Below are 17,801 nucleotides of genomic sequence, written 5' to 3' on the forward strand. Positions count from 1 at the left end.
TCTGCCCGTAAAACGCCCGCCGCCCGGCCCGCGGTTCCCGCCTCGCCCCGATTCCCCCGTCCGGCCCACAAGCGCCCCGGACCCCGCACGCCGCGCCGCAGGAGCACCGTCGGGCCCGGGACGGGCCGCCGCCGAAGCGCTGACACTCCCCCGGACAGCCCGAAGGGCGGCCACCCCCACAGGGGGTGACCGCCCTCAGGTCACGCGGACCTACCGCTCAGCGCGGATCGCTCACTGGTTGTACGGACCGTAGTCGTAGTCCTCCAGCGGCACCGCCTGGCCGGAGCCGGCGCCGAACGGCGAGTAGTCCATGTCGTCGTAGCCCACCGCCGAGTACATGGCGGCCTTGGCCTCCTCGGTCGGCTCGACCCGGATGTTGCGGTAGCGGGACAGACCCGTACCGGCCGGGATGAGCTTACCGATGATGACGTTCTCCTTGAGGCCGATCAGGGAGTCGGACTTGGCGTTGATCGCCGCGTCCGTCAGGACCCTGGTCGTCTCCTGGAAGGACGCCGCCGACAGCCACGACTCGGTCGCCAGCGAGGCCTTGGTGATACCCATCAGCTGCGGACGGCCGGAGGCCGGGTGGCCGCCTTCCTGGACCACACGACGGTTCTCGGTCTCGAACTTCGAGCGCTCCACCAGCTCGCCCGGCAGCAGCTCCGCGTCGCCGGACTCGATGATCGTCACGCGGCGCAGCATCTGCCGGATGATGATCTCGATGTGCTTGTCGTGGATCGACACGCCCTGCGAGTTGTAGACCTTCTGGACCTCGCCGACCAGGTGCACCTGGACCGCACGCTGGCCGAGGATGCGCAGCACGTCGTGCGGGTTGGTGGCACCCATGGTCAGCTGCTGGCCGACCTGGACCGGGTCGCCCTCGGACACCAGGACCTTGGCGCGCTTGGAGATGGGGTAGGCCATCTCGTCGCTGCCGTCGTCCGGGGTGACGACGATCTTCTTGGTCTTCTCGGTCTCCTCGATCCGCACGCGGCCGGCGGCCTCGGAGATCGGGGCGACACCCTTCGGGGTACGGGCCTCGAAGAGCTCGACGACACGCGGCAGACCCTGGGTGATGTCGTCACCGGCCACACCACCGGTGTGGAAGGTACGCATCGTCAGCTGGGTACCGGGCTCACCGATGGACTGGGCGGCGATGATGCCGACCGCCTCACCGATGTCGACCAGCTTGCCGGTGGCCAGCGAGCGGCCGTAGCACATGGCGCAGGTGCCGACGGCGGACTCACAGGTCAGGACCGAGCGGGTCTTGACCTCCTCCACGCCGGCGCGGACCAGCTGCTCGATGAGGACGTCACCGAGGTCGACGCCCGCCGGGGCGAGCACCTTGCCGTCGACGACGATGTCCTCGGCGAGGCAGCGTGCGTAGACCGAGGTCTCCACGTTGCCGACCTTGGCGAACACGCCCGCCTCGTCGCGCTCGGCGATCTTCAGCTTGAGGCCGCGCTCGGTGCCGCAGTCCTCCTCGCGGATGATCACGTCCTGCGAGACGTCGACCAGACGACGGGTGAGGTAACCCGAGTCGGCGGTACGCAGAGCGGTGTCCGCCAGACCCTTACGGGCGCCGTGGGTGGAGATGAAGTACTCCAGCACGGACAGGCCCTCACGGAACGAGGCCTTGATGGGACGCGGGATCGTCTCGTTCTTGGCGTTGGACACCAGGCCACGCATACCGGCGATCTGACGCATCTGCATCATGTTGCCTCGGGCGCCCGAGTTCACCATCATCGAGACCGGGTTGACCTTCGGGAAGTTCTCGTTCATCGCCTCGGCGACCTTGTTGGTCGCCTCGGTCCAGATCCCGATGAGCTCGTTGGTGCGCTCTTCCTTGGTGATCAGACCGCGCTCGTACTGCTTCTGGACCTTCTCGTCCTTGGCCTCGTACGAAGCGACGATCTCCTTCTTCGCGTCCGGGACGACGATGTCGGAGATGGCCACGGTCACGCCGGAACGGGTCGCCCAGTAGAAACCGGCCGACTTCAGGTTGTCGAGCGTCGCCGCCACGATCACCTTGGGGTAGCGCTCGGCCAGGTCGTTGACGATCTCGGAGAGCTGCTTCTTGCCCACCTCTTCGTCGACGAAGGGGTAGTCCTCCGGCAGCAGCTCGTTGAAGAGCGCGCGGCCCAGCGTGGTGTGCAGGCGGAACGAGTCCCCCTGCTGCCACTCCGGCTCACCCTCCTCGCGGGCCGGCGGGGTCCAGCCGCGGGGCGGCATGGTGCCCACCGGGAAGCGGATGTCCACCTCGGCCTGGAGCGAGAGCTCACCGGCGTCGAAGGCCATGATCGCCTCGGCGACGGACGCGAACGAGCGGCCCTCGCCCTTCGGCCCGCGGCCCTCGGCGTCCGTGGTGAGGAAGAACAGACCGAGGACCATGTCCTGGGTCGGCATCGTCACCGGACGGCCGTCGGCGGGCTTGAGGATGTTGTTCGAGGAGAGCATCAGGATGCGCGCCTCGGCCTGCGCCTCCGCGGAGAGCGGCAGGTGGACGGCCATCTGGTCACCGTCGAAGTCCGCGTTGAACGCGGTGCAGACGAGCGGGTGGATCTGGATGGCCTTGCCCTCGACCAGCTGCGGCTCGAAGGCCTGGATGCCGAGGCGGTGCAGCGTGGGCGCACGGTTCAGCAGAACCGGGTGCTCCGCGATGACCTCTTCGAGCACGTCGTACACGACCGTGCGGCCGCGCTCGACCATGCGCTTGGCGCTCTTGATGTTCTGCGCGTGGTTCAGGTCGACCAGGCGCTTCATCACGAACGGCTTGAAGAGCTCCAGCGCCATCGCCTTCGGCAGACCGCACTGGTGCAGCTTGAGCTGCGGACCGACGACGATCACGGAACGCGCGGAGTAGTCCACGCGCTTGCCGAGCAGGTTCTGGCGGAAACGGCCCTGCTTGCCCTTGAGCATGTCGCTCAGGGACTTCAGCGGACGGTTGCCCGGACCGGTGACCGGACGGCCACGACGGCCGTTGTCGAACAGCGCGTCCACGGCCTCCTGGAGCATGCGCTTCTCGTTGTTCACGATGATCTCGGGCGCGCCGAGGTCGAGAAGCCGCTTCAGGCGGTTGTTGCGGTTGATGACGCGGCGGTACAGGTCGTTCAGGTCGGAGGTCGCGAAACGGCCACCGTCCAGCTGCACCATCGGACGCAGGTCCGGCGGGATGACCGGCACGCAGTCGAGCACCATGCCCTTGGGGCTGTTGCTGGTCTGCAGGAACGCGGAGACGACCTTGAGGCGCTTGAGCGCGCGGGTCTTCTTCTGGCCCTTGCCGGTACGGATGATCTCGCGGAGCTTCTCGGCCTCCTCCTCGAGGTCGAAGGACTCCAGCCGCTTCTGCAGCGCGGCGGCGCCCATCGAGCCGTCGAAGTACGTGCCGAAGCGGTCACGCAGCTCGCGGTAGAGCATCTCGTCGCCCTCGAGGTCCTGGACCTTGAGGTTCTTGAAGCGGTTCCACACCTCGTCGAGGCGGTCGATCTCGCGCTGGGCGCGGTCACGGAGCTGCTTCATCTCGCGCTCGGCACCGTCGCGCACCTTGCGGCGCACGTCGGCCTTCGCGCCCTCGGCCTCGAGCTCGCCGAGGTCGTTCTCGAGCTTCTTGGCGCGGGCCTCGAGGTCCGCGTCACGGCGGTTCTCGATCTGCTGGCGCTCGACGGAGACGTGGGCCTCCAGCGAGGACAGGTCGCGCTGACGACGCTCCTCGTCCACGTACGTGATCATGTACGCGGCGAAGTAGATGACCTTCTCGAGGTCCTTCGGGGCGAGGTCGAGCAGGTAGCCGAGGCGCGACGGGACGCCCTTGAAGTACCAGATGTGGGTGACGGGGGCGGCGAGCTCGATGTGGCCCATCCGCTCGCGGCGCACCTTGGCGCGGGTCACCTCGACGCCGCAGCGCTCACAGATGATGCCCTTGAAGCGGACACGCTTGTACTTGCCGCAGTAGCACTCCCAGTCCCGGGTGGGACCGAAGATCTTCTCGCAGAAGAGCCCGTCCTTTTCCGGCTTGAGCGTGCGGTAGTTGATCGTCTCGGGCTTCTTGACCTCGCCGTGGCTCCACTGACGGATGTCGTCAGCGGTCGCCAGGCCGATCCGGAGCTCGTCGAAGAAGTTGACGTCGAGCACTATGCGTCAATCCCTCTCAGGGTTGTAAGTCTGTGGTCTGAAACGGGGGTCGCGGGATCGGCGGGGGCCGGCCTCAAGGGCAGGCCCCCCACCGGACTCCCGTCAGACCTCTTCGACGCTGCTCGGCTCGCGCCGCGACAGGTCGATGCCGAGCTCCTCCGCAGCGCGGAAGACGTCCTCGTCGGTGTCACGCATCTCGATGGACATACCGTCGCTGGACAGCACCTCCACGTTGAGGCAAAGGGACTGCATCTCCTTGATGAGCACCTTGAAGGACTCGGGGATGCCGGGCTCAGGGATGTTCTCGCCCTTGACGATGGCCTCGTAGACCTTCACGCGGCCGGTCACGTCGTCGGACTTGATGGTCAGCAGCTCCTGGAGCGCGTAGGCGGCGCCGTAGGCCTCGAGGGCCCACACCTCCATCTCGCCGAAGCGCTGGCCACCGAACTGGGCCTTACCACCCAGCGGCTGCTGGGTGATCATCGAGTACGGGCCGGTCGAGCGGGCGTGCAGCTTGTCGTCGACCAGGTGGTGCAGCTTGAGGATGTACATGTACCCGACCGAGATCGGGTCCGGGAACGGCTCGCCGGAGCGGCCGTCGAACAGCCTCGCCTTGCCGGACGGCAGGACCATGCGGTTGCCGTCGCGGTTCGGGATGGTGTGCTGCAGCAGGCCGGCCAGCTCGTCCTCGCGGGCGCCGTCGAACACCGGGGTGGCGACGTTGGTGCCGGGCTCGACCGCGTCGGCGCCGATCGCCTGGAGGCGACGGGCCCACTCGTCGGCCAGGCCGGAGACGTCCCAGCCGCGGCTGGCGAGCCAGCCGAGGTGGATCTCCAGCACCTGTCCCGGGTTCATTCGGGACGGCACACCCAGCGGGTTGAGGATGATGTCGACCGGGGTGCCGTCCTCCAGGAACGGCATGTCCTCGATCGGCAGGATCTTCGAGATGACGCCCTTGTTGCCGTGACGGCCGGCGAGCTTGTCACCGTCGGTGATCTTGCGCTTCTGCGCGACGTAGACGCGGACCAGCTGGTTCACGCCCGGCGGCAGCTCGTCGCCCTCCTCGCGGTCGAAGACGCGCACGCCGATGACCTTGCCGGTCTCGCCGTGCGGCACCTTCAGCGAGGTGTCGCGGACCTCACGGGCCTTCTCACCGAAGATGGCGCGCAGCAGGCGCTCCTCCGGCGTCAGCTCGGTCTCGCCCTTGGGCGTGACCTTGCCGACCAGGATGTCGCCGGCGATGACCTCGGCGCCGATGCGGATGATGCCGCGCTCGTCGAGGTCGGCCAGGACCTCCTCGGAGACGTTCGGGATGTCCCGGGTGATCTCCTCGGGGCCGAGCTTGGTGTCACGGGCGTCGACCTCGTGCTCCTCGATGTGGATCGAGGAGAGGACGTCGTCCTGCACGAGGCGCTGCGACAGGATGATCGCGTCCTCGTAGTTGTGACCCTCCCACGGCATGAACGCCACGAGCAGGTTCTTGCCGAGGGCCATCTCGCCGTTCTCGGTGGCAGGGCCGTCGGCGAGGACCTGACCGGTGATGATCCGGTCGCCCTCGTTGACGATGACCTTCTGGTTGACCGAGGTGCCCTGGTTGGAGCGGGAGAACTTGGCCAGGCGGTACGTGATGTACGTGCCGTCGTCGTTGGCCGTGGTGATGTAGTCCGCGGAGACCTCCTGGACCACACCGTCCTTCTCGGCCTTGACCACGTCGCCGGCGTCGACGGCGGAGCGGTACTCCATGCCGGTGCCGACGAGCGGGGCCTCGCTCTTGATGAGCGGCACGGCCTGACGCATCATGTTCGCGCCCATGAGGGCACGGTTGGCGTCGTCGTGCTCGAGGAACGGGATCATGGCGGTCGCGACCGACACCATCTGGCGCGGCGAGACGTCCATGTAGTCCACGTCCTCGCCGCCGACGTAGTCGACCTCGCCGCCCTTGCGGCGGACCAGGACGCGCGCCTCGGCGAACCGCATCTCGTCGGTCAGCGGGGCGTTGGCCTGCGCGATGACGAAGCGGTCCTCCTCGTCGGCGGTCAGGTAGTCGACGTCGTCGGTGACCTGGCCGTCGACCACCTTGCGGTAGGGGGTCTCGACGAAGCCGAACGCGTTGACGCGGCCGTAGGAGGCGAGCGAGCCGATCAGACCGATGTTCGGGCCTTCAGGGGTCTCGATCGGGCACATGCGGCCGTAGTGCGACGGGTGGACGTCACGGACCTCGAAGCCGGCCCGCTCACGGGACAGACCGCCGGGGCCCAGCGCCGACAGGCGGCGCTTGTGGGTGAGACCCGACAGCGGGTTGTTCTGGTCCATGAACTGGGACAGCTGGCTGGTGCCGAAGAACTCCTTGATGGAGGCGACGACCGGCCGGATGTTGATCAGGGTCTGCGGCGTGATCGCCTCGACGTCCTGGGTGGTCATGCGCTCGCGCACGACGCGCTCCATACGGGCGAGACCCGTACGGACCTGGTTCTGGATCAGCTCGCCGACGTTGCGCAGGCGGCGGTTGCCGAAGTGGTCGATGTCGTCGGTCTCGACGACCACGGTCGAACCGTTGTCACCGACCGTCTCGGTCTCGCCGGCGTGCAGCTTCACCAGGTACTTGATCGTCGAGAGGATGTCCTCGACGGTCAGGATGCCGGCGTCGAGCGGGGCGTCGGCGCCCAGCTTCTTGTTGACCTTGTAGCGGCCGACCTTGGCGAGGTCGTAGCGCTTGGGGTTGAAGTAGAGGTTCTCGAGCAGCGTCTGCGCGGCCTCACGGGTCGGCGGCTCGCCCGGACGCAGCTTGCGGTAGATGTCCAGCAGCGCGTCGTCCTGGCCCTGGGTGTGGTCCTTCTCCAGGGTGGCGCGGATCGACTCGTACTCGCCGAACTCCTCGAGGATCTGCTCGGTGGTGTAGCCGAGGGCCTTGAGCAACACGGTGACCGACTGCTTGCGCTTGCGGTCGATGCGGACACCGACCATGTCGCGCTTGTCGATCTCCATCTCCAGCCAGGCACCCCGGGACGGGATGATCTTGGCGGAGAAGATGTCCTTGTCGGACGTCTTGTCGATCGACGAGTCGAAGTAGACACCGGGGGAACGGACCAGCTGCGAGACCACGACACGCTCGGTGCCGTTGATCACGAAGGTGCCCTTGTTCGTCATGAGCGGGAAGTCGCCCATGAAGACCGTCTGGGACTTGATCTCGCCGGTCTCGTTGTTGGTGAACTCGGCGGTGACGAAGAGCGGGGCCGCGTACGTGAAGTCGCGCTCCTTGCACTCGTCGATGGAGTTCTTCGGAGGCTCGAAACGGTGGTCGCGGAAGGTCAGCGACATCGACCCGGAGAAGTCCTCGATCGGGGAGATCTCCTCGAAGATCTCCTCCAGACCGGACTTGGTGGGGACGTCCTGACCTGACTCCAGAGCCGCCTCGACGCGAGCCTTCCACGCGTCGTTGCCGAGCAGCCAGTCGAAGCTCTCGGTTTGCAGCGCCAGAAGGTTCGGAACCTCGAGGGGCTCCTTGATCTTTGCAAAGGAGATGCGCAGCGGGGCGGTGCTGGCACCGTTGTTCGTATTCGCGGTCGAGGCAGTGCGCGAGGCGGCCAAGAGGGGGTCCTTCCGAGGGCTCGGACTCACTACGCGCGTACCGGCCCCCCGCAGAGGGGAGGAAGAGTGGACGTCGTCCCAGGTGGGACGGTCCGGCCTTCCTGGCTCGAGCGAGGGCAGACCCCTGGTGACGGGCAGGGGGCAGCTAACAGGCAGCGCAAAGGGTCAGTGTAGCCACATGGCTCACTGATGTCCAGTGCGGGTATGCCCGAACCCCACGAATGCCGCTGACCCTCGCTGTTCTCACCTTGTCTCGACACCGTCTTCGACGACGCCTCGTGCTGGAGCGATATCCCCCTGCCGTCAGCGCACGGTGATACTGCCCTCTTCGCCGCCGATCCATGCCTCGGATACGGATCGTGTCGCGGCGCGAACTGAGAATCGCGCGCCGCGTGCGGTTCGTCAAGGGCTCCCCGCCGTCCGGCTGCTCCCCGGCGGCGCGCTGCCACGGCCACCGAAAGCACTGCGTGCGGGACTCCCCCGGGCACGGCGAAGATCACCATACCCCGAGCAACGGACACCGCAAGGAGCCCGCCGGGCGGCCCGTGGAACGCCGAAGAGCGACCACCCACTTGGGTGATCGCTCTTCGGTGCTTCAGCGTTACAGCCCGCTCACGCGGAGGCTGTGACGGCCGAGCGTGGATCCCTGCGGACCCGGAAGGTCTTACTTGACCTCGACGGAGGCGCCGGCGCCCTTGAGGGACTCGGCGGCCTTCTCCGCGGCCTCCTTGTTGACCTTCTCGAGGACGGGCTTCGGGGTGCCGTCGACGAGGTCCTTGGCCTCCTTCAGGCCCAGGGAGGTCAGCTCACGCACGACCTTGATGACCTGGATCTTCTTGTCGCCGGCGCCGGTGAGGATGACGTCGAACTCGTCCTTCTCCTCGACGGCCTCGGCGGCGCCACCGGCGGCACCACCGGCGACGACGACCGGCGCGGCAGCGGCGGCGGTGACGTCGAACTTCTCCTCGAAGGCCTTCACGAACTCGGAGAGCTCGATGAGGGTCATCTCCTCGAACTGGGCAAGCAGGTCTTCCTGGCTGAGCTTCGCCATGATGGCGGTCCTTCCACTCAATCGGCAGGTGGTGCCGGATGTACTGGGTGAGGCGGGCGTACGTTGGGCCCGCTGTTGATCTCCGCCGCTTCGCTCTCGCGACCAGTTGGTCTCAGGAGCGGGCCGCGGCGATCAGAAAGCGAGCCGAATTACTCGGCACCGCCCTGCTCGTCCTGCTTGGCACGAAGCGCGTCCACGGTGCGGACGAGCTTCGACGGGAGCGCCTGGAAGAGCGAAGCAGCCTGGGACTGCTTGCCCTTGAACGCACCGGCCAGCTTGGACAGCAGAACCTCGCGGGACTCGAGGTCCGCAAGCTTCTTGATCTCGTCGGCGGACAGCGCCTTGCCGTCAAGGACACCGCCCTTGATGACGAGATTCGGGTTCTCCTTGGCGAAGTCACGGAGACCCTTCGCCGACTCCACCGGGTCACCGGTGACGAAGGCGACCGCCGTCGGACCGTTGAACAGGTCGTCGAGCGAGGAGATCCCGGCCTCGTTGGCCGCAATCTTGGTCAGCGTGTTCTTCACCACGGCGTACTGGGCGTTCTCACCGAGCGAACGGCGCAGCTGCTTGAGCTGGGCCACGGTGAGACCGCGGTACTCGGTCAGCACGGCGGCGTTGGAGCTGCGGAACGCGTCCACGAGCTCGGCAACCGCGGCAGCCTTGTCGGGCCTCGCCATAGAGCCTCGGCCTCCTTCCGGGTGATTCGGACCGCGCGGACCCGAAGGAGGACTGGGAAAAACGAAACGCCCCATGCGCAGGCGCACGGGGCTCAGCTCGACCGTCGCGGCTCACGCCGCTCCGGGAACTACTCCACGGTCACCTACGCGGGTCGTCCGCACTTCAGCGGATCCTTCGGCCACCGCACCCTCATGCGAGCGCACGGCAACGACCAGCGGTCTTTGGCTTCCTCGGAAGAGTACGCGAGGGGGCCGTCCGGGAGCAAATCCGCCCGGGACGGTCCGGACGGGACGGCTCCGGGGCCCGCCGCCCGAAGGCGGACCGGGCCCCGTGAACCGGCCGTCCGAGCGGTCAGGCTCCGGCGCCGGACATCATCTCGGCGAGGTCGAAGGTCTCGGCGGCCGGCGGGGCGGCCACCTTCACCTCGGCCCCGAAGTCCGACATGTCCATCTTGATCTTCATCTCGCCGAGGGAGGAGTCCATGACGACGTTCATCCGGGTCGGCAGGTCGTCCTCCGTCACCCAGACCTCGATCTCGTAGGACTCCACGCCGGCCTGCTCGACGGTGGCCGCCAGCTTGTCGCGCTGCTCCTCGTCGAGCTCGGCGAAGGCCTTGTTGGAGTCGATCATCTCCTTGACCGGCACCGTGCCCTTGTAGTGCTCGGCCTGCAGGCCGTTGACCTTCTCCGGGCCGAGGCTCCGGATGTTCGGCGACTCCAGCAGGATGGCCAGCGACTCGGTCGGGTCCTGGTTCATGTTCTCGTTCATGGCGCCGGACAGCCCGCCCGCCCCGGCCCCGCCCTCCTTCTCGGCGGCCTTGCCGATCTCGGCGTAGTCGATCTTCATCCAGCGCTTGCCGTCCATCTCGGCGGAGGCGGCCTCGCCCATGTCCATGTACATGACGTTGTCGACCATCACCGCGCGGATCTCCTCGGGCGCGCCCGCCTGTCCGCCGCCGAGCGCCGCGCCCGACATCGTCACGTCGAGCAGCGCCGGGTCCCAGCCCTGCACGCCGGTCATGGTGATCTCGCCCCCCTGCGCGCCGGGGACGGTCATCGTCATCTCGAGGTGGGCGGTCTTGACCTCGGAGGTCTTCCTGAACGCCGCGGTCAGCGCGGAGACCGGGTCGCCGCCGCCCTTCTCCTCGGTGGCGGCCTGCTCGGCGCCCTTGGCGGCGTCCTGCTCCTCGCAGGCGGTGGCGCCGGCGACGAGGGCGGTGGCCGCGGCCAGGGCGGCCAGCGGGCGGCGGGTGCGAAGCTTCATGGTGATCCCCCCGGGATCCGTTGTGCGGGTGTGCGAACACGACGCGGAGCGCGCCGAGTTCGACCGGCGCCGACGGCGTCCCCTCCACCCTAGGTACCCGCGCCGACACCGCATCAGCCTTTTCCCGGCACTCTTGACAACACCCACACTGCCGTCCGCCGGAAACGGTGCCGGCGGCCCGGGGAAACGCCGGTGGCCCCGCCCCCCGAGCAGGGGGGCGGGGCCACCGGAAAGGACCGTCGCGGTGAGCGTCAGGCTCAGACCGCGGCCGGGTCCTCCTCGACGAGGAGGTTCCGCGTACGGTTCGGGTCCAGCGGGATGCCGGGGCCCATCGTCGTGGAGATCGCGGCCTTCTTGATGTAGCGGCCCTTGGCGGCGGACGGCTTGAGACGCAGGATCTCCTCCAGCGCGGCGCCGTAGTTCTCCACCAGCTTGGTGTCGTCGAAGGACGTCTTGCCGATGATGAAGTGCAGGTTCGAGTGCTTGTCGACCCGGAACTCGATCTTGCCGCCCTTGATCTCGGTGACGGCCTTGGCGGTGTCCATGGTGACGGTGCCGGTCTTCGGGTTCGGCATCAGACCACGCGGACCGAGCACGCGGCCGAGGCGGCCGACCTTGCCCATGAGGTCCGGGGTGGCGACGACGGCGTCGAAGTCCAGACGACCCTTGGACACCTCGTCGATCAGCTCGTCGGAGCCGACGATGTCGGCGCCCGCGGCACGCGCGGCCTCGGCACGGTCGCCGGTCGCGAAGACCAGGACCCGGGCGGTCTTACCGGTGCCGTGCGGAAGGTTCACGGTGCCACGGACCATCTGGTCGGCCTTACGCGGGTCGACGCCCAGACGGAAGGCGACCTCGACGGTGCCGTCGAACTTGGTCGTGGAGGTCTCCTTGGCGAGACGGACGGCCTCGAGCGGGGCGTAGAACTTCTCCCGGTCGACCTTGGCGTCCGCAGCGCGGAGAGACTTGCTGCGCTTGCTCACTTCTGCTCCTGAGTACTGAGAGGAGTCGTGGTAGGGGCCGAGCAGGCCCTCCCACGTCAACTACGGGGGTGGTCAGCCTTCGACGGTGATGCCCATGGAACGGGCGGTGCCGGCGATGATCTTCGCGGCGGCGTCGATGTCGTTGGCGTTGAGGTCGGGCATCTTGGTCGTGGCGATCTCACGGACCTGCGCGTCGGTGATCTTCGCGACCTTGGTCTTGTGAGGCTCGCCGGAGCCCTTCTCCACACCCGCGGCCTTGAGGATCATCTTGGCGGCCGGCGGAGTCTTGGTCACGAAGGTGAAGGAGCGGTCCTCGTAGACCGTGATCTCCACCGGGATGACCCAGCCACGCTGCGACTCGGTCGCGGCGTTGTAGGCCTTGCAGAACTCCATGATGTTCACGCCGTGCTGGCCCAGCGCGGGGCCGACCGGCGGGGCCGGGTTGGCCGCGCCGGCATTGATCTGGAGCTTGATGAGCCCCGTGACCTTCTTCTTCTTGGGAGGCATGTGCTCTCTCTCCGGGTCTTAGTGAGAGGTTTGAGCCGACCATCCGATTCAGCCGGATGGAGGCATACCGCACCACGATAACGGGTATCCATGTGCGGCTGAAAACCGAGCAGGTCAGACGGCCACCGAAGTGTGCCGTCCGACCTGTTTCGGAAGACTTTGGATCAGTTCTTCTGGATCTGGTCGAAGGACAGCTCGACCGGGGTCTCGCGACCGAAGATCTCGACCAGGCCCTTGACCTTCTTCGAGTCGGCGTTGATCTCGTTGATCGTCGCCTGGAGGGTGGCGAAGGGGCCGTCGGTGACGGTGACCGAGTCGCCGACCTCGAAGTCCAGGACCTGGACCTCGACCTTGCGCTGCGGCGCCGGCTTGCCCTCGGCCTCGGCGGCCTCGCGGGCGGCCTTGGCCTCCGCCTCCGGGGCGAGCATCTTCACGATCTCGTCCAGCGACAGCGGGTACGGGTCGTAGGCGTTGCCCACGAAGCCGGTGACGCCGGGGGTGTTGCGGACGACGCCCCAGGACTCGTTCGTCAGATCCATGCGGACGAGCACGTAGCCGGGCAGCTTGTTCTGCTTGACCGTCTTGCGCTCGCCGTTCTTGATCTGGACGATCTCTTCCTCGGGCACCTCGGCCTGGTAGATGAACTCCTCGACGTTCAGCGAGACGGCGCGCTGCTCGAGGTTGGCCTTCACGCGCTTCTCGTAACCGGCGTACGTGTGGATGACGTACCAGTCGCCGGGCAGGGTGCGCAGTTCCTCGCGGAGGGCGGCGACCGGGTCCACGACCTCGCCGGTCCCGTCCTCGTCCGCGGCGGCCTCCTCGGCGGCGTCCGCGGCGTACTCCGACTCCTCGGTGGCGCCGGCCTCCTCTTCGGGGCCGTCCTCCTCGACGTCGGCGTCGGCAGCCTCGACCTCGGCGGAGGTCTCGGTGTCCTCGGTGTCCGCGCCCTCGACGATCTCGAGCTCGTCCTCGACGTTCTCGACCGACTCGCTGGCGTCGTTCAGGTTCGGGTCAGACACGGTGGCTGCTTCTTCCTGGGTACATGGGGGTTGATGCCGTTCCGCCGGCGCCGCCTCCCGCGAGGGGCGCTGGCCGCCTCGCCCCTCGCGGGAGAGGAATCGACGGTCCAGCAGAACACTGGCCTTCAGCCTAGCGGACGATTCGTCCCTGTCAGGCGTTCATGAACACCGGGCCGGGACGCGAACAAGGGCGCCGTTTTCACGACGCCCTGTCTGCGATGCGGTGTCAGTGGGCGGGTCAGCCGAAGACCCAACCGGCGGCCTCGTCGAGGCCGAAGTCGATCAGTGTGACCAGCCCGATCATGACCACCACGAATATGATCACGACCGTGGTGTACGTGGTGAGCTGACTGCGGGTCGGCCAGACGACCTTGCGGAGCTCCGCGACGATCTGGCGGTAGAAGAGCGCGAGGCGCTTCAGCGGGCCCTTCTTGGCGCGCTTGCCGCCCTTGCGCGGCTTCTTCTCTTCGTCCTGGGCGTCAGGCATGTCGATGGAGCCCACGGCGTCCGTCACTCGTCCTCACCTGAATCCCGGATCGTGCCGTGCACGAGCCCGGTATGAGCCGCACGGCGGTGCCTAGCAGTACTGTCATGCGCACACAACCTGGCTAGGTGTGTGTAGCAGGGCCGGAGGGACTTGAACCCCCAACCGCTGGTTTTGGAGACCAGTGCTCTACCAATTGAGCTACGACCCTTTGTGGTGTCCACCAACCTACCGCATCGTCTCGGGTGTCCCGCAAGATCCCGATCAAGCGCGGTCGTCGGCTTCCAACGAGGTGAGAGTGTACGTGCTCTGGGCCTCCGCGTCGAACAGAAAATTCCGCGCCCCGCGAGGACGTCCGCGCGAACCTCCTCCGGGGCCCCTGGAGCAGGGCCCGGATGGGCACGCCTGTGCACCCCTTGTTCACTCCGCGAACCTGGATGCCGCCGGTGTTTCCTTTCTGAAACCATGGCGGTCATGAGCGCAGCTACCTCTCCGACCGAGCGCCGGGTGTCCGCCCGCATCGGCGCGATCTCCGAGTCCGCGACCCTCGCCGTCGACGCCAAGGCCAAGGCCCTGAAGGCCGCCGGGCGCCCGGTGATCGGCTTCGGCGCCGGCGAGCCCGACTTCCCGACGCCGGACTACATCGTCGAGGCCGCGATCGAAGCCTGCAAGAACCCCAAGTTCCACCGCTACACCCCCGCCGGCGGTCTGCCCGAGCTCAAGGCCGCGATCGCCGCCAAGACGCTGCGCGACTCCGGCTACGAGGTCGACCCGTCGCAGGTCCTGGTGACCAACGGCGGCAAGCAGGCCATCTACGAGGCCTTCGCCGCGATCCTGGACCCGGGCGACGAGGTCATCGTCCCGGCCCCGTACTGGACGACCTACCCGGAGTCGATCCGGCTGGCCGGCGGCGTGCCGGTGGAGGTCGTGGCCGACGAGACCACCGGCTACCGGGTCTCCGTCGAGCAGCTGGAGGCGGCGCGCACCGACCGCACCAAGGTCGTGCTGTTCGTCTCCCCCTCCAACCCGACCGGCGCGGTCTACAGCCGTGAGGACGCCGAGGCGATCGGCCGCTGGGCCGTCGAGCACGGCCTGTGGGTGCTGACCGACGAGATCTACGAGCACCTGGTCTACGGCGACGCCGTCTTCACCTCGCTGCCGGCCCTGCTGCCCGAGCTGCGCGACAAGTGCATCGTGGTCAACGGCGTCGCCAAGACGTACGCGATGACCGGCTGGCGGGTGGGCTGGATCATCGGCCCCAAGGACGTCGTGAAGGCCGCGACGAACCTGCAGTCGCACGCCACCTCCAACGTCTCCAACGTGGCCCAGGCGGCCGCGCTGGCCGCCGTCTCCGGGGACCTGGCCGCCGTCGAGGAGATGCGCGAGGCGTTCGACCGCCGCCGCCGGACGATCGTGAGGATGCTCAACGAGATCGACGGCGTGGTCTGCCCGGAGCCGGAGGGCGCGTTCTACGCCTACCCGTCGGTGAAGGCGCTGATCGGCAAGGAGATCCGCGGCCGCCGTCCGCAGAACTCGGTCGAGCTCGCCGCCCTGATCCTGGAGGAGGTGGAGGTCGCGGTCGTCCCGGGCGAGGCCTTCGGCACCCCGGGCTACCTGCGGCTGTCCTACGCGCTGGGCGACGAGGACCTCGTCGAGGGCGTCAGCCGCATCCAGAAGCTGCTGGCGGAGGCCCAGGACTGAGTCCGGCCGCACGACGCGGGGCGGGGCGGTACGTGACGCGCGTACCGCCCCGCTTCTTCGTGCGCGGCCCCTGCCGAACCGTTTTTCCGTTCGGGCAAGGTCTCGAAAGGGGAATGGGGTAGGAGTGACCCATGCGAGTACGGCAGGATTCGGCAATGGAGCGCGTACGTGATCTCACCAAGCTGCCGAAGGCCCATCTGCACCTGCACTTCACCGGTTCGATGCGCCCGCAGACCCTTCTGGAGCTCGCCGACAAGCACGGCGTCCGTCTGCCGGACGCGCTGACCGGGGCGGAGCCCCCGCAGCTGCGGGCCACCGACGAGCGCGGCTGGTTCCGCTTCCAGCGGCTCTACGACGCCGCCCGGAGCTGTCTGCGGGACGAGGACGACATCCGCAGACTGGTCCGCGAGGCCGCCGAGGAGGACGTCCGGGACGGTTCGGGGTGGCTGGAGATCCAGGTGGACCCCACGTCCTACGCACCCCGGCTGGGCGGCCTGATCCCCACCATGGAAATCATCCTGGACGCCGTGGACTCGGCCTCCCGGGAGACGGGTCTGGGCATCCGGGTGCTGGTCGCGGCGAACCGGATGAAGCACCCCCTGGACGCGCGGACCCTGGCCCGGCTGGCGGTCCGGTACGCGGACCGCGGCGTGGTCGGCTTCGGGCTCTCCAACGACGAGCGGCGCGGTCTGGCCCGCGACTTCGACCGGGCGTTCGCGATCGCGAGGGAGGGCGGGCTGCTGGCCGCCCCGCACGGCGGTGAGCTGACCGGTCCGGCGTCGGTGCGCGACTGCCTGGACGACCTGGAGGCCACCCGCATCGGGCACGGCGTGCGCGCCGCGGAGGACCCGCGGCTGATGCAGCGGCTGGCGGACCGGCAGATCACCTGCGAGGTCTGCCCGGCGTCCAACGTGGCGCTGGGCGTCTTCGACAAGCCGGAGGAGGTCCCGCTGCGCACCATGTTCGAGGCGGGGGTGCCGCTGGCGCTGGGGGCGGACGACCCGCTGCTCTTCGGCTCGCGCCTGGCCGCGCAGTACGAGATCGCGCGGGAGCACCACGGGTTCGACGACGCGGAGCTGGCTGAGCTGGCCCGTCAGTCCGTCCGTGGCTCGGCCGCGCCGGCGGAGGTCCGCTCCCGGCTGCTGGCCGGCATCGACACCTGGCTGACCACCCCGGCGTGAGGTGTGCCTGGGGTGATGTGCCCGGCGTGACCTGCCCGGCCCGTCGGGCCGTCGGGGTGACGTGCCGAGGCGGTGGTCCGGCGGAGCGGGGCGGCCCGGGCGGGCGGTGGCCTCAGAGGCCGACGCCCACCATCACCGGCTCGTTGACCAGGGTGACGCCGAACGCCTCCCGCACCCCGGCGACGACCTCGCGGGCGAGGGCGAGGAGGTCCTCGGTGGTGGCGGAGCCGCGGTTGGTGAGGGCCAGCGTGTGCTTGGTGGAGATGCGCGCGGGCCCGCTGCCGTAGCCCTTGGTGAAGCCGGCCTTGTCGATCAGCCAGGCGGCGGAGGTCTTGGTGCGCCCCTCCCCCGCCGGGTAAGCGGGCGGCGCCGCGTCGTCGCCGAGACGCTCGCGCACCCGCTCGCGGAAGGCCGCGAAGGCGGCGTCGTCGAGGATCGGGTTGGTGAAGAACGACCCGGCGGACCAGGTGTCGTGGTCCTCGGCGTCGAGCACCATGCCCTTGCCCGCCCGCAGCTTCAGCACCGTCTCGCGGGCCTGCTCCAGCGGCACCCGGTCGCCGGCCTCGACACCCAGGGCACGCGCCGTCTCGGGGTACTTGACGGGGGCGGACATGCCCCCGGCGTCCTCCAGCTCGAAGCGGACCCGCAGCACGACGTAGCGGTCCGGATCCGCCTTGAAGCGGCTGTGCCGGTAGGAGAAGCCGCACTCCTCGTTGCTCAGGGCGACCGTCCGGCCGGCGGCGCGGTCGTAGGCGACCACCTCGGTGATCGTGGAGGAGACCTCCTGGCCGTAGGCGCCGACGTTCTGGATGGGCGTGGCGCCCGCCGAACCCGGGATCCCGGACAGGCACTCGATGCCCGCCAGACCGGCCTCCACGGTGCGCGCCACGGCCTGCGACCAGACTTCGCCGGCGGCCAGCTCCAGGCTGGTGCCGTCCAGGGAGAACCCGCTGGTGGCGATGCGCAGGGCCGTGCCCTCGAAGCCCTTGTCGCCGACGACCAGGTTGGAGCCGCCGCCGATCACGAGCAGCGGCGTGCCGGAGGCGTCGGCGTCGCGGACGGCCTCCACGACCTCGGCATCGGTGGTCGCGGTGACCAGCCGACGGGCCGGGCCGCCGAGACGGAAGGTGGTCAGCGGGGCGAGCGGGGCGTCATGTCGTTCCTGCACGCGCCCAGCCTACGCGGCGGGCCGGACGGGACGCGGAGGCGTCA

The 17,801-nt window shown here is 68.5% G+C and carries 12 protein-coding genes and 1 tRNA gene; 2 read left to right on the plus strand and 11 right to left on the minus strand.

The window, feature by feature from the left end; translation table 11 throughout:
* Positions 1–231 precede the first annotated feature (231 nt).
* The 10 genes from Sfr03f_RS17705 to Sfr03f_RS17755 all read right to left on the minus strand — a co-directional run bounded on the left by Sfr03f_RS17705 (position 232) and on the right by Sfr03f_RS17755 (position 13,918).
* Positions 232–4,131, minus strand: coding sequence for a DNA-directed RNA polymerase subunit beta' (locus tag Sfr03f_RS17705; RefSeq protein ID WP_108954829.1), 3,900 nt, complete (start codon positions 4,129–4,131; stop codon positions 232–234).
* Between the two features lie 102 nt (positions 4,132–4,233).
* Positions 4,234–7,719 (minus strand): DNA-directed RNA polymerase subunit beta, encoded by a 3,486-nt coding sequence (gene rpoB, locus Sfr03f_RS17710; RefSeq protein ID WP_108954830.1) that lies wholly within the window; start codon positions 7,717–7,719, stop codon positions 4,234–4,236.
* 664 nt (positions 7,720–8,383) lie between these two features.
* Positions 8,384–8,770: a 50S ribosomal protein L7/L12 gene (gene rplL, locus Sfr03f_RS17720; RefSeq protein WP_108954831.1), complete on the minus strand. Its 387-nt coding sequence runs from the start codon at positions 8,768–8,770 to the stop codon at positions 8,384–8,386.
* A 149-nt stretch (positions 8,771–8,919) separates the two neighbouring features.
* Positions 8,920–9,450: a 50S ribosomal protein L10 gene (rplJ, locus tag Sfr03f_RS17725; RefSeq protein ID WP_108954832.1), complete on the minus strand. Its 531-nt coding sequence runs from the start codon at positions 9,448–9,450 to the stop codon at positions 8,920–8,922.
* Between the two features lie 352 nt (positions 9,451–9,802).
* On the minus strand, positions 9,803–10,714 hold the full coding sequence (locus Sfr03f_RS17730; RefSeq protein WP_108954833.1) for an SCO4651 family lipoprotein: 912 nt from the start codon (positions 10,712–10,714) through the stop codon (positions 9,803–9,805).
* 257 nt (positions 10,715–10,971) lie between these two features.
* A complete protein-coding gene (gene rplA / locus Sfr03f_RS17735; RefSeq protein WP_108954834.1) occupies positions 10,972–11,697 on the minus strand; it encodes a 50S ribosomal protein L1 in 726 nt (241 codons plus the stop codon).
* 72 nt (positions 11,698–11,769) lie between these two features.
* Positions 11,770–12,204 carry a 50S ribosomal protein L11 gene (gene rplK, locus Sfr03f_RS17740; protein WP_108954835.1) on the minus strand — a complete coding sequence of 145 codons (435 nt, stop codon included), beginning with the start codon at positions 12,202–12,204 and terminating at the stop codon, positions 11,770–11,772.
* 164 nt (positions 12,205–12,368) lie between these two features.
* A complete protein-coding gene (gene nusG, locus Sfr03f_RS17745; RefSeq protein ID WP_108954836.1) occupies positions 12,369–13,223 on the minus strand; it encodes a transcription termination/antitermination protein NusG in 855 nt (284 codons plus the stop codon).
* A gap of 238 nt (positions 13,224–13,461) precedes the next feature.
* Positions 13,462–13,737: a preprotein translocase subunit SecE gene (gene secE, locus Sfr03f_RS17750; RefSeq protein ID WP_108954837.1), complete on the minus strand. Its 276-nt coding sequence runs from the start codon at positions 13,735–13,737 to the stop codon at positions 13,462–13,464.
* Between the two features lie 108 nt (positions 13,738–13,845).
* Positions 13,846–13,918: transfer RNA gene (locus Sfr03f_RS17755), tRNA-Trp, on the minus strand.
* 263 nt (positions 13,919–14,181) lie between these two features.
* Here Sfr03f_RS17755 and Sfr03f_RS17760 point away from each other — a divergent pair.
* The gene (locus Sfr03f_RS17760) at positions 14,182–15,408 is read left to right on the plus strand and encodes a pyridoxal phosphate-dependent aminotransferase (protein ID WP_159105665.1); all 1,227 of its coding nucleotides are present in this window, start codon (positions 14,182–14,184) and stop codon (positions 15,406–15,408) included.
* Positions 15,409–15,563: 155 nt separating this feature from the next.
* Positions 15,564–16,589 (plus strand): adenosine deaminase, encoded by a 1,026-nt coding sequence (locus Sfr03f_RS17765; protein WP_108954839.1) that lies wholly within the window; start codon positions 15,564–15,566, stop codon positions 16,587–16,589.
* 112 nt (positions 16,590–16,701) lie between these two features.
* Here Sfr03f_RS17765 and Sfr03f_RS17770 read toward each other — a convergent pair whose 3' ends face one another.
* Complete coding sequence (locus Sfr03f_RS17770; RefSeq protein ID WP_108954840.1) at positions 16,702–17,757, minus strand: UDP-N-acetylmuramate dehydrogenase; 1,056 nt, start codon at positions 17,755–17,757, stop codon at positions 16,702–16,704.
* Positions 17,758–17,801: the final 44 nt, after the last annotated feature.

It is taken from the genome of Streptomyces fragilis (assembly GCF_003112515.1).
Classification (GTDB): Bacteria; Actinomycetota; Actinomycetes; order Streptomycetales; family Streptomycetaceae; genus Streptomyces; species Streptomyces fragilis.